The organism is Methylobacter sp. (assembly GCF_030680395.1).
Lineage (GTDB): Bacteria > Pseudomonadota > Gammaproteobacteria > Methylococcales > Methylomonadaceae > Methylobacter_A.
This window is the reverse complement of the sequence record NZ_JAUXVR010000044.1, coordinates 231,484-246,841: the sequence shown is the minus strand read 5'-3', so window position 1 is coordinate 246,841 and position 15,358 is coordinate 231,484. Positions and strand designations below refer to the sequence as shown.

Here is a 15,358-nt window from a genome sequence, read left to right as displayed (position 1 = left end):
AGGACGTGGTCTTAAACGTTCTCAACGCCAACGGCGCGCCGGTCTTCGATGCGCCCGAAACTTGGAATATCCTGGAAGGCCAGTCGCTACAAATCAGCGCTTTCGCATTCGATCCCGATAACCCGGATTTTGAGCCGCGCATCCGCTTTCAGGCAGGTGCTACGGCAACCGGCCCTGAGACCACGGCGGCAACCGTCAGCTATCAGGTAGCGGGTTTGCCGGACGGCGCGACATTCGATCCTGAGACCTTGGAAATACTTTGGACGCCGGGTTTTGCCCAAGCGGGCACATACAGCATCACAGTAACGGCGACCGATGATGGCGACGGCACCGGCGTGCCCGCCGTCAGCCAACTGGTGCTGCCGATTGTCGTGGGCAACGCCAACCGAGCGCCGGACATCGGCGACATCAGCAATGCCTTTGTCGACAAAGGCAGCGTGATCGAAATCCCCGTATCGGTGGTTGACGCAGACGGCAATCCTATCCAGGTCAGCATCTTAGGCTTGCCGAGATTTGCTACCTACACCCAAAATCCGTCCAACAACGGGACAGCTTCCGGCGTGATCAGCTTTGCGCCGGGCGCAAACGACCGTGGCGATTACACCATAACGGTGGTTGCGCAGGATAATGGCGATCCCCTTCGATTGGACTCAGGACAGGCCTCGACAGGCTCAGGACAGACGGCCAATAATAGCGTGCTCACCCAAGCCAAGAGCTTCGTCCTGACCGTGCGCAGCGAGACCGAAGCGCCGGTCATTACCGCGCCGCGCCAAGTCGTCGCCGTCGCAGGCCAACCGTTGAGCGTAGCGCTGCTGGCAAACGATATGGATCAGGACGCCTTGACCTGGAGCGCCAACGGCCTCCCCGTGGGTGCTGAAATACAAGAAGCCATCCAATACGGTCATGCCGCCCTGATCTGGACACCGACAGTCGATGACATCGGTTCTCGCGATATTGAGCTGGTCGTCACCGACAGTGGCCTTGCCCCTGAAAATGCAGGCTACGTGCAACCTGAGAACCCTGTGCCCAACGTGACCAAGCATACCGTGCGCGTCGTCGTGCGCGCAGCCAATGCCGCGCCTGAAATGCTGGGCGTACAGGTCAACGGCTCGCAAGTTACAGATACTGGCGCTACCGCCCCCATCCAACTCAATGCCTCAGAAGGCGTGCCGCTCACGATAGAACTGTTCGGCCGGGATACCGATGCCGACCTGATCGATTGGGCGACGACCGGCCTGCCGCGCGGCATGATCCTGGATGTGCCGAGCGCAAGCAACGGCAACCTCGCCGTACTCCGATGGACGCCGGATACCTTTGCCGCGCAAGACAGCAACACCGGCACCGCCGGACAATGGCGCTTCACCGTGCGCGGCAGTGACGGCGCGGCCCAGTTCGAGCGCAGCTTCGAAGTCAATGTCGCCAACGTCAACCAGACGCCTCGTCTGCTGCCGATGCCGTTACAACTGGTCAACGAAGGCCAGACCGTCAATTTCACCCTGCGCAGCTTCGATGCCGATAACGACGCCATCAGCATGAGCCTGGTTTACGACAGCACCACGCCGTCCGGCGTGGTCTTTGACAGTGCCACCGGCTACTTTGAATGGACGCCCGATCAAAACGTCGTTAACAGTGCCATTGAAAACGACCATCCCTACAGCTTTACCTTCCAGGCGACCGATGGCAATGCGACGACCACGCAAACCGTGCAAGTACGGGTATTCGATACTAACCGTCTGCCCCAACTGACCGCGACCAATCACGCGCTGGTTATCGGGCAAACTTTAAGCTTGCCGGTTGAATTGGGCGCGGCTGCCAACCCTAACGGCATCAGCGCAACCGACCCGGACGGCGCGGAACAAACCGCAGCGTTAGTAGTCAGCTTCGCCAACCTGCCGGAAGGAGCAAGTTACGATGCGCAAACGCGCCGTCTCAATTGGGTTCCAGGCCCAGGGCAGATCGGCGACTTTACCGTCACCGCCAAAGTCAGCGACGGTAAAAACATCACCGCCAGAACCTTCACCTTGCGTGTCGTGGCGGAAGCCTCGGCCAACCAGCCCAAAATCACCGTGTCGACGACGCCAAGCACACCGGCGCTACCCGGCCAAACCGTCATCGCCAGCGTCAGGGCCGATGCCTGGAGCGGTATCGCCGGCATTGTCACCGAAGTGCGCGGCAGCGGCTTAGGCGCTGCCGATACTTGGCAGACCGTAGCGCTGGATAGTGCAGGGCGCATGAAACTCCTGCCCACCCAGCCCGGCTTGATTGAAGTACGCGTCACTGCAACAGACCGCGATGGTTTTGTCAGCAGCCAAACCCATACCGTGCGCGTCAAAAACCCGGCCGATACCGCAGCGCCGCTGTTGGCATGGACGGATAAGCTAAGCGGTGCGACAGCCGCCACCAAGCCGGTGGAAATTAGTCAAATTACAGCCTTGAAAGCCGGTTTAGTTGAGCAGCAACTGATGGGCTACAAACTGCAAATAGCCCCGGCTGGCAGCGACGCCTGGCAGACGCTGGCCGAGCATGACGATGCCGCGGTCAGCATTGATCGACAACTAGACCTGATCAGCATAGCCCCGTCCAAATTCGCCAACGGCGTCTATCAATTGCGTCTATCGGCGTGGGATCTGGTCGGCCGCACTACAGAAATTGAAGCGCACATCATCATCGACACCGCGCAAAAAGACTTAAGTACGCTGACCGTTACCGACAACAGCTACCAGCTTGCCGGTCATACGTTAGCCTTTAACCGCAACATCGATACAACGGCAAACAACCAGCAGACCGGCGACTTGGGCAACTGGCAGCTAGCCCTGTTGGACACACAACTGACCACCGACCAGCCCACCACAACGGATAGCGGCGCAACCGCATCGTGGCAGGAAGGCGCACGCGTCTGGCTGCAAATCCCTGAAAACCTGTCGGAAGCCACAGCCAAAATGCTCAGTCTAAGCTTCACCCTGAGCACAAACAGCGAACGCCTAGGCCAGGATCCAAACGCACCGCAAGTATTCCACCCTGAGTTCAGCGACTCACAAGGCTGGCAGTTGCAAGCCCATACCAGCGTAGCCGACAATGCAAAAGAAAACTTGATGCGCCAAGGCAGTCATCTTTATGATCAAACGACAGGCCTGCCGTGGGTGCCGAGCTCATACACCCTGATTGCGCCCGACGGCAGCCGATATGAACTAGATGCGCAAGGCAAAATTTCCGCCGTCACCTTCCAAGATGGCGCGCAATGGCTGGTTTCCGATGCCGGTATTGCCGCAGTCACCGGCGATGTTACGCAACGCGTCGAAATCCAACGCGACAGCCAAGGCCGCATCAGCCGCGTCACCGGCCCCGATGCCCAAGGCGAGACGGTCAGCACCGTCTACCGTTACGATGCACAAGGCCGCCTCGCTTTGGTACGCAACCTTAACAGTAACGATCTGGGCACGCCGTTGGCCTACGATAGCCAAGGCAAACTGTTTACCGACACCATAACCGCCAAGTTTGGCGCGGCGGTCAATTGGCTGGGCGACAGCAGCGCCAACCAATGGACGGGCGAACTGGTCCAAAATGGCACCGCCTTGGCTTTTAACGTCCGTGACTCAGAGCTTGCTTCAACCGTGCATAGCCCCGGTGCGCAAGGCGCGATTGTTTATGCGCTGGAAACCGAACTACCGGCAGATGCCAACATCGAAGTCACCGGCGCAACGCTGATCGGCAACGCCACCGTGAACGGCAAAAACACCTTGCTCGTGCGGGTGACCGAAGCAGGCGCCAAACTTATCCGCATAAACGGCGCCGGCGCAGCCAGCGTACGCATCAGCGTCGCAGGAGACTTGAACCGCGACGGCAATGTCGACGGCGCAGACAGCGAAGCGTGGCAGCAAAATGCATTAGACAGCAATCCCGCAGGCGACCTCAACGGCGATGGACAAACCAACGCCGCAGACCGACAACTGCTCTATGCTAACTACGGCTTCAAAGCCAATCTGGCCCCCACCGCTGTTACCGACTTACCGCAAGGCAAAACCCACACCGACCTTGCCACAAAAATGAGCGTCAGTGCCATTGCCGAGGATATTGAGGGCGATAGCGTTTTCCTGCGCGTCATTAACGCAACGCACGGCAGCGCCAAACTCAGCCGGGACGGCAGCAGCCTGATCTTCACCCCGGAAGCCGGCTACGCAGGCCAAGCCACGATCACCTTGCAAGCCGATGACGGCTATGCTTTGGGTGCGCCTATCGAGTTGAATGTGAACGTCAGCGGCGCGGCATTGACCTCCATCCGCATCACCAACCTGGCCGATCTGATCAACATGCAAACCGGCCAAGGCACCCGCATCCATGCCGTGGGCGACTTTGCCGATGAACAAGACGTTGATTTAACCGCCGGTTCCGGCGACTACCTGACCCTTAATACCCTGGATCTTAGCCCATTGGGCAAAGTTGGGGCTATTGCGATCACTATCGACGATGCCCGCGACTTGGTTAGCGCCAAAGCCGCAGGCGCAGGACTGATCAGCCTTAGCCGTTCAGCAACGGACGCCCAGCAACAAACCTACACCATCCGCACCGTTGCGGCCATTAACGCCGCGCAGCCAGGGCAGCTCGATCCGCAAACCGGCGAACTCACCGATACCCGCGCATCATTGACAGTAACCCCCGATGTTTATCCCGGCACATTGACCCTAATTCCAGGAAGCACCCGGCAGTTGAAAGTCCATGTGACCGATCCCAATACCGGACTCAATTCAGATGTTCACGAAGCCAGCCAAACCGCATTTGCAGGTAGTCCAGAGACAATAGATGAGTATGTAGATCTGGATACCGGTGAAATCACCACTTACATCTATGCGGCCATACCTGCCGTGTTTAGCGGCACCCGCTATATCGTTTCCGATGACAGCATCGCCAGCGTCAGCGATAACGGCTTAATCACCGCATTACGTAGCGGCCAAGTCACCGTTTCCATCGTCCATTTGGGCAGCGTGGTCGACGCCTACGGCACCGTCAGCGAACAAGTGATCGGCCAAAGCGACATCAAGCTGTCCGTACAAACCGCGCAAACCACCGATAACGACCCTGCCACCGCGACGCCGCAAACGATTGCCGTTAATGCCCATGAAGGCGCAGCCATCAGCGCCGAAACCGGGGAAACCGTCTTGATCGGCGCAGGTGCATTGAAACAGGATACCCCGGTAGCCATCAGCCGTATTGATTTAGCCACTATAGATCCAAGCACAGCCATCTTTGCCGCCCAGCCCGGCGGACTCGAAGCCGTCGGCGCCTTCACGCTCAACGTCGGCAGTTCCACCACCGCTTACCCGCTGCAACTCGCCATCCCCGTGCAAAACGGCATCGCCGCGCAAGCCGGGGATGAAGTCTGGTTCCTGCGCAAAGGCAAAGTGCTTGCGGAAGGCAGTACGGCCACAAACCTCATTTACCAAGATACCTGGTGGGTAGTCGATAACGGCTTTATCAGCCTGGATGCGGGCGGCAATGCCATCGCCAAAACCGCCAGTCCCCCGTATGGCGGTTTGGATGCCTCCGGCGAGTACATGGTGTACAAAAAATTGCCGGGGGTTATCAGCAGCCCGTTCGAGCTCACAGTCGGCATCGGCGACTCAATGACCTTTGCTGGGTCGGTTGGCCTTACCATGAGCTTTGGCAGCACAGTGCTGCCCATAGGGATCACCTCCAACATGATCGGCATCGTCGCCACTATGGCGACCATGGGAACAGCCTCCAGCTACCACTTTGGCGTACCCCAGTTTGCAGATATAGTTATTCCCAAAGTCAACGAACCGCCGGTCATCAACACCAGCGCCAAATTGCCGCCCGTAATGACCCCTTACGGTAACGTCGTCGTGCCTAACATCACCGGTGCGGCAGCGAATGGCGCCGGTACCGTTACCATCACCGTTGACAACACCAATCCCGGCCAGTTAACGGGTAAAATCATGCTGCGCGCCCTGTTTGCCAATGGCATACACATTGATGTGCAAGAACTTGGTGGTGCAACCAGCGGTGTAATAAGAGTCGAAACCTCAAAATTAGAGACCCAAGACGGCAAAGTCTTCGCTGTCGGCAGCGTCAGCTGGCAATTGGTGCGCATCATCCCCGGCTTCCTGCCCGGCGTTGCACCGATAGAATTTGCAGGCAACACCGCCCGCATCACGCCCAAGGCGGACATGGCAGCGACACTGACCCGCACCGGCATCGAATTCTTCCGGGAAAACAAAACCATAAGCGTCGCTCAAGTCAACCTAGTCAACAAAATCGGCACAGGGCAAGCCATAGACTTTAAAAATAAACCGAATAACAGTAGCGTCTACCTCACCGGCAACAAAGTCCAACCCATCGCCTTTTCCACCGACCTAAGCCGCGCCTACGTGGCAGGCACCGGCGTCATCTATGAAATCGACCTGCTCACCTTCCAACTCATAGACAGCATTCCTATACAAGGCGGTAAAAACATCGTCAGCTTGGCATCGGTGGGTAGCCTGCTGATAGTCGGTGAAGGCCAAAGCTATGGCAACGGTGCCGGCAACAACCAGCTGTATGCGATGGATACCAATCCCGGCAGCAGCACCTACAAAACCTTTAAATCTATCCAAGGCACCGGCATAGAGAACAGCAAACTCGGCGTAGCAGGCATGACCGCTGGGCCGGATGGGCAGACCCTCGTGGTTGCCATGCCGCAAATGTCCAATACCGTATCGCTTAGCCCTAATACGACTGATCGGGGCAACATCCTCATATTGGACTTTAAAACCTTTAACTTTAAAACCGGCGCCATTGCCCCGCCTATCCAAGCCAGCCTGCCGAACGACAGCCTGAGCGGCAAAACCCCGCAAGTCATCACCGCCACCCGCGATGAAAACCGTTACCTGGTCGCCAACGTATCCGATTACAACCGCGGCCTGTCCACACTCACCTTGACCCGCGATGCCGACGGTAAGATCACCGGCGCCAAGCTGGAGGCCATTCCCCTGTCGCAACCGACCGATAAAATCACCATAGACCGCCTGGACATCCAGAGGGCGCAAAGCGCGGTACTGGTCGAACAAGACGGCGTCGAATACGCGATCGTCTCCGACGACAACTACCACTTCCTGGATCCTTACTGGAAGGCCATGTACGAAGCGCCGAGCTTCGTATTCACCCCGTCCGGCCCGCCGCTGGCCGTGGGCGGCTCGGCTTCCGCTAAAAAAGTGGCGGTCGGCGGCAAACTCGGCATCGTTAAAGACCCGTTCGGCAGAGAAGGCAGCCCCGAATACTTGGGCGCCACCTTGCCGCTGGACGGCTACGGCATCGTCAACCTCAGCCTGTCCGAAGACGGTAAAGTCCTGATCGGCCAATTGAAAGGCACTTATAGCGGCAACCTCCTGAGCGAGGAGTCTTTAAGCCAAAAGCCCAGCCAAAGCCATGCCTGGGATGTCAAAGCCCTGATTGCAGCAACCCTGGCCCAGACCGACCAGGACCGTTTGCGCAAGCACATCAGCTTGATCGATACTCCCAATGCCGAGCAGAGCATCGCCAATCCCGGTAGCGAATTCAGAGGGACGATAGGCACCGCGTTCGATCCCGAATGGATCAACGCCAGCGTCGAAGGCCGTATGGGCGACGTGATCGGTGTCGATCTCAAAGAACTGGCTGCGCGGCAATTATTGGTGCGGGAAGGCTTGCTGACCGAGGCAAGTGCCAAACTGCCCTTTGATAAACTGAACGAGGAAGAATACGGGCTTATTACTACTAGAATGGAAGAACTGCATGATTTCTCATTAGATCAACAACAATTAAACTTATTTACGGGCAGGCTTGCAGAAACACCTGCGATGAAGCTTTTGACCAACAACGTAAATGCTTCCGGTATTCCCAGCATCCTCTCACGCAAATCGGCGTATAGCAGTAATGCCCTAAGTACGGAGACAGCAGATTTTACAAATAGTGGTGTTTTATTTTTTGTGCCGAACATTACCGATGTAAAGAACTTACCCAGTGAATTGTCCGACATAGAAAAGTTACGCGCAGGGCAAACCCTAGCGGATAAATTCGCGGGATTGATTTTTTATTTCAAAGACCGTTTGCAAGCGGCAAACGATCCAGAGACAGGTAAAGGACTGGTCACTATCACCGTCAAAGACTATGCTTCCACGCCTAATGCCTTTGTTGGCGACAGGCCGCTGGATAACCCCGGCTACTTGGCATTTCAACTAAAAGGCGGCGTTGATACGAACGCCCAAAACATTCTGGACATTACCCGTGTTGAACAGCGCCTAAAGTATTTGGGCTATGCCGCCACCAACTCGGTTAGTGGCAAGCCAGAGCAAGAAATCAAAGTCGGTGACGGTAAATTTGATGACAATGAGCAAAAGGCACTCAAGTTGTTTGAGACAGTGGTGCGCTATACCTCAGCAATAGGTACAGGGCGAGATAGCAACAACATCGTAGAAATCCAATACCGGGCGACCGTCACGGGTAGTGGCGCAAACAACAAAACTGTAAAACTGGAAGAAGTCCCTGGCAGCTTCAAACTATTATCAGCCAACAACCCGACGCAGGCGCAGATCGAGGCCGCACGAGCGGCCGCTCGACAAAACGCCTTACGCGCTGCGGGCTATCAAAGTGAAACCGACCTCAACGGCATAGACGGCAAAATCGAAGCCGATGCCAATAACGCCCAACGAAAAACTACCATTGATTGGCTCAGCGCCTACAACGCGCCGCATTGGCTGCAGTTTTTCGCCAGCCTCGGCACCGGCTATCAAACCACCAATGCCCGGTTAGGGGTGAACAGCTGGATGAATCTACAAACAGGCGGCGATAAAGGCGGCAATGTGTTCGGCACCAGTTGGGTGTTTGACTTGATGGTAGCAAGCCAGCAGGCCAACCACGCGCTAAACGACGCTGTGGTTAGGCCTAACAGCCTCTTGTTTGCCGGCACCGGGCCTTTGGGTGTGGCTTTGAACCTGGGCATCAATACCGCGTACATCTCAAAAACAGAAAATGGGTCCGGTAATCAGGACAGAGTCAACGGCAAGGACGTCATTTTGGGCATCATTCCTGACAAAAATAAGGACAGCGAACTAGGGAGCGTACCCGATAAAGGAGCCTACAAAAGCCAGCAATGGGATTTAGCCAATGCCCAATACCTGGCTGGGCTATTGCGCAACCCGAATATCGACAACACCAATGGCAGCCCTGGTAACAGCAGTGGCGCCAACCAACAAGATCAGGCTCTACTGGACTTTCTGTCTGTGTATTCGACGACCCAAAAAGGAGAAAATGGCGGTGGTTGGAACAACATCAATATTGTCAATAGCGATGCCGATACGATCCGTACTGCTTTGTTTGGAAATGGAACGCAGGCGGGGAGCGTGATTAACAATAATCAGATATTGATTGGTGGAACGGCCAAAACATTAGGCGAGGAGATGACGGCAGAATCGTTGGCAGCGTTTATGGGTAATATGAGTGGTGTTGACTATCAATCTTGGGTGGAGCCTTTGAAACTAGCGATGAAAGAGTTCAAGATCGATACCCCGCAGCGGATTGCGGCATTCATGAGTCAGGCAAGAGCTGAAACTGGAGGACTCTCTAAACTCAAAGAACAGCTGGGGCCTTATCGAGTAGGGGTTATATTGGATAAATTCATAAGCGCATTTACTTATAACGGCCATGAAAATATGCACTCCGCCACGGCGACGATCACCGCAAGGGAGGCGAGGTTTTTAAATTTGAAAGACTTTGTCAAAAATACGCTTCATTTATCAGTTTTGGACGGTGTAAGTTTAAGCGATCCAGGTGTAGATGCTCCTCTCGTTAATGGGGTAAGGGTTTATTCGCAGAGCATGTCCCTTGCAACAGGGGCGACTTGGAACGGTGTAAGGGATCTGTTTATAGACAGAATTTATTCAGAAGACTTGGGTACTGGTCTGGTTGGAAACGGCAAAGCTTCAGATAACACTGCCCACAATTGGGTTGGGCGAGGATTAGTACAGCTTACCCATCAGCCATCGTATCTACAGTTTGCCGATTATATTCAGAGGAAACATCCCGAACTAATTACATCTATTGGAGGAAAAAGTATACAAGACTCAATTTTAGAGAATCCTGACTTAATTAGCCAAAACACCCCCAATGGTCACATGCTTTCAGCACTGGCTGGTGCTTGGTTTTGGGGAAATAATGATGCTAAGAGAGATAACGGTACAAGTATAGGTAGAACCTTGAATCAACAAGCGGATTTATTGCAGTGGAGCAATCCTGTTTCTGATGCTGGCACGCAAGACTTTAGGCGGGTATCTAGGGGTATTACTACCGATACAGAGTCATTCAGAAAACGCTGGGATAATTACCGCAATATCCCCAGCGCCCAAAATCATATAAGTGGTATTGTGCCACAAGCCACCAAAGGCGGTAACCCTTACGAAAACATCCAGGCTGCACTAAAAAACCTGGGCTTTAAATCATTGAGTGCCGAACGCTACGACGCTCAATTTGGCATTAGTCTACAAAAGCGTGAAATAGTTCCGATTACCCGTAGCCCGCAGCCTTTAAATGCCGCAACGCTAGAATCATTCAACACAACCACCGTCAAAACGGATACGGCACTTTCTAGCGTGATTCAACAATTACTAACACAAGCAACCGCTTCACTTAACCTTAATCCAGGAGACAATGTTATGGTCTGGTTTACTGAACCACCCTCTGCTCCGAATCAGCCACTAATCACTCTAGTGGTTGCCCAAGTGCAGGATCAAACCCAAATTACCGCCCAAACAGAGACTGCTAACCAGAAAAAACGAATTATAGGTGTTTGCGAAATCGTTAATGGTGCCGGTGAGCTGCCCGAACCGAAAACAGAAATTTATGCTGAGGCTAATGCTATGCACTATATGTACGATTACGAGGGTAAGGATTTATGGTTTGTAACCAACCCTAAAACTACCATTATCGAACCACCCAAGCACGGGCACCTAGAACAAGGCTATTACTACCCAGACAAAGGCTATTATGGCAACGACAGTCTTATTGCTCAGGTGGAAGAAAATGGGGTTAGCGTTGAGGTGCGGTTCTTTATTCACGTACTTGAAGAGTATGTTTCTTCTTCTGACGAACCCTATAAATGGTTCTGCAACGCGGACATACCACCAGGTGCTACTAATCCATGGAAAATCTCCATAGCACCAATAATCGTAGATACTGTAAGCTTAACCGATGGTGCTTATTCTTTCAGTCTGCCCGAAGCCTTTGCAGGCGCCAGCCCTGCCGTGACTTTCGCCAACCTCACCGGCACAGCCGTTGGCGAAACCAAAGGCTCAGGCGCAAACGCCACCATCACCCTAGACACCGACGCCGACGGCCACGGCTGGTACATCGACTACACCCCGTACCTGAACGACAGCTTCCTGCCCACCAGCAACCCCAACGAATGGGTTGCCAAAGCCGGCAGCGAGGCCGCCGGCAAAATGGATATGCTGTCCGTGCTGCTGCATGAATACGGCCATGCTTTAGGCTTGGAGCACAGCGCCGACGCCCATAACTTCATGGGAACCACCTTAACCCCCGGCACCCGCCGGTTGCCGTCGGCCGACGAATTGACGCTGATGGCGCAATTGGTCACCGAAGCCAAGCAAAATCTGGCCGGGCTAGACGGCGCTACGGTTTCCGTCAATGGCACCAACCCCACACCATCGCCGATCCCCACCTTGCCGCTGGGCGCCGGTTTCGGCATCTCCTTCCTCGGCCTGACGCGCCGCAACAATAACAGCGCCGGTAGCTTGTTTGGGGAAGGCGCAACCGCCAACGCCCCGGCGCAATACGATACCGCCGCCAATCCGGCCCTAGTTAACGGTGAGCTGAACAGCCTAGACGGCTGGACAACCACCGGCAACGTCGCCGTCAATCCTTCGACAGGCTCAGGGCAAGCGGGAGGCGAGGCGGTCTTGACCGAAACGGCAGGCAACCAAACCCGCCTGAACCAAGTCTTCGTCCTCGGCGAGCACGACCGCTTCCTGTCCTTCACCCTCGCCAACGCCACGCTGGGCGACCAAGCCACTGGTCCGGACGACGCGTTCGAAGCCGCGTTGCTCGACGCCAACACCGGCCTGTCGCTACTCGGCGCGACCGGTTTGACTCGCAATGACGCGTTCCTGAACCGCCAAGCCAACGGCGAAGAACACGTCGCTTCCGGCATCACGCGGATCGACAATGCCGACGGCAGCCGCACCTACTTGGTCGATCTCGGCGGCATTGCCGCCGGCACTACGGTCAACCTGTCGTTCGACCTGATCGGTTTCGGACAAGGCAGCGAGGCGAGCAACAGCCAAATCACCGTGCGCGACCTGCGCCTGGGCGTGCCGCAGACCGCCGACGACAGCGCCACCTTGGCCGAAGACACTCCGGCCGTGATCGACGCGCTGGCGAACGACATCAACGCGCTCCACCCCGGCTTTATACCGGTCATCGTCAACGCCCCGAGCCACGGACAAGTCACGATCAATCTGTCCAATCCCGAGCTAGGCCAGCTGGGCAGCTTCAGCTACACCCCGGATAAGGATTGGTACGGAGAGGATAGCTTCAGCTATAAACTGAGCGATAGCCGGGTCGACTCCAACCTCGCCACCGTGACGCTGACCGTTACCCCGGTCAACGACGCGCCGGTTGCCGTTGACACTGCGCTAACCCTGGCGGAAGACGCCACGGTCACGATCGACCTTTTGTCGCTGGCCGTTGACGTTGACAGCAGCGCACTCGCTTCCGCCATTGTCAGCGGTCCGGCGCATGGCAGTCTTAGCCAAAACACCGACGGCAGCTGGATTTATACGCCCAATGCGAACTATAACGGTGCCGACAGCTTTACCTACAAGGTCAACGACGGCGAGCTGGACTCCAACCTTGCTACGGTGACGCTGAATATCATCCCGGTCAACGACGCGCCGACCGCAGGCGATCAGCAACTGGTTACCGACGAAGACACGCCAATCACCGGCAATCTGTTGGCCGTTGCGGCCGACATCGACAGCACTTTATTGCAAGGCCGCATCGTCGCCGGACCGCAGCACGGCCAAGTCAACGTTGCCGCCGACGGCAGCTTTACCTACACGCCCGATGCGAATTACAACGGGGCCGACAGCTTCACTTACAAAGTCAACGACGGCGAGCTGGATTCGACTATCGCCACGGTGATGCTGACCATCGTCCCGGTCAACGATGCGCCGGTGGTTAGCCCGATTGCCTCCACCTTGCTCGAAGACGGGCGCATCACGCTCAACCTGCTCGGAAGTACCAACGACGTCGATGGCGACCCGCTCAGTGTTAGCGTCGGCACGCCGCAGCACGGCCAGTTGCTCAAGAACGCCGACGGCATTTATACCTATGTTCCGCAGGCCGACTACAACGGCGAGGACAGTTTCAGCTATTCGGTCAGCGATGGGCAGTTGGATTCCGGGCAAGCTCTGGTGCGTCTGACCATCACTGCGGTGAACGATGCCCCGGTCGCGCAGGACGATAGCGTCACGCTGGATGAAGACAATCGCATCCATCTTTCGATCATGGCTAACGATTACGATGTCGACGGCGATAGTTTGAACCTGATTATCGTCAGTCAACCGGCTCACGGCACCCTGGCGGTGAACGCCGACCACACTGTCAGCTACACTCCGCTAGAGAACTGGAGCGGTGAAGACAGCTTCAGCTACCAGCTGAACGATGGCGAACTGGATTCCGGCATCGCCACCGTTCGCCTGATCGTGACCGCGGTAGCCGATGCCCCTACGCTGGTGTTGAGCGAGGTCGGCGGCGCCAGTCGCGAACTGTTCCGTACCGGCTGGGAAAGCGTGGGCAACCGGAACACCAACTCGACGCTACTCGAACAGCGCGAACTTGAAGGCTGGATAGCCGTCGCCCGGCCGGGTAAAAACCACGGCGACCACGACGATCATGACGACCACGATGACCACGACGACCATGACAGTCACGAAGAGCACGGCAGCTTCGAAATCTGGAGCAGCGGCGACCTTATGCGTGATGTCCAAGGCCGGCGCAGAATCGTCAATGCCGCAAGCGGCAACGGCAGCAACTGGCTCGAACTCAACGATGCCAAGGGCGAAGGTCATGAAACGCTGGGCATAGAACGCAGCATCGAAACTATCGCCGGAGCCACCTACATCCTGAGCCTCGACCTTGCCGGTCACCTGGGTTATGGCGCGGACAGCACCCGGATCGGCATCTACATCGATGGCATAAAAATCGGCAGCGAGGACAGCACCAGCCCATCCACAATGCTCAACTGGCAAACCCGCACTTTCCAATTCATCGGCAAAGGCGGAGCGCAAACGCTTCGCATCGTCAGCGAAGCCACCCGGCGCGAGTCCAATGGCCGCGGCATGATGATCGACAACATCGCCCTGAGCGAAACCCTCCCGTCCAACACCGGCTTTGAGGACGCCGCTGTCCCGCTATCGGTTATCGGTGCGGCCTTGCGGGATACCGACGGTTCCGAAATCTTAACTTTGTCCATCGGAGCTATTCCGGTCGGTGCTACGCTAACCGACGGCGTTAACAGCTTCACGGCCACCCTGGACAATACCACGGCGGATGTGACCGGCTGGAACTTGGGCAAGCTTGCGCTCATGCCGCCCAAGGACTTTAACGGCCAATTCGCTCTAAAGGTTATTGCCACAACGACGGAACAATCCAATCAGTCCAAGGCAACTGTCGAAGCCGATCTTCAGGTCACCGTCCTCCCGGTGAACGATGCTCCGCTCGCCAGCAACGTCAGTTATACGCTGACCGAAGGCGGCGGCATCGTCATCGACTTTGCCGGGCTGATCAGCGATGTCGATGGCGATGTGCTGGTCCTAAGTTTCACCAATCCTAAGAAAGGTAAGCTTACCAAGAATGTAGACAGCACCTATACCTATACTCCGAAGCACGAGTTCTCGGGTACGGAGACCATCAGCTACAGCGTATCCGACGGAAAGCTCATCACGATGGCAAGCATCACCTTGACCGTACTGCCTAAAAATGACGATGACGAACATCATCACGACAATGGTCGGCATCACGGATTCAAGCACAGTGAGCACCACGGCTACCCAAGCTACGATGACGAACGCAGCGCCAAGATTATCGTGCAGTCTGTCCACCCCGATTACGGGCAACGGCATGACGACCGGAAAGACGCTATCATCGTCAATCAGTACAGCGGCAGGATGGGCAATAAGATCGACTGGGCCGGCCAAGCGCCGCTTTTGGGCAAGCTCAAAAAAGACGATTGGGTTGCGGAGCAGCTGACAGAGCAGCCCAAGGAGCAAAGCCTGGCAGAGCTGACGGGCTTGGTGGTGAGGGCGAAGTGAGT

The 15,358-nt window shown here is 56.0% G+C and carries 1 protein-coding gene; it reads left to right on the top strand.

Annotated elements, in window-relative coordinates:
- The first annotated feature begins 5 nt into the window (after nt 1-5).
- On the top strand, nt 6-15,356 hold the full coding sequence (locus tag Q8L79_RS18845) for a tandem-95 repeat protein (RefSeq protein ID WP_305274234.1): 15,351 nt from the start codon (nt 6-8) through the stop codon (nt 15,354-15,356).
- Nucleotides 15,357-15,358 lie beyond the last annotated feature (2 nt).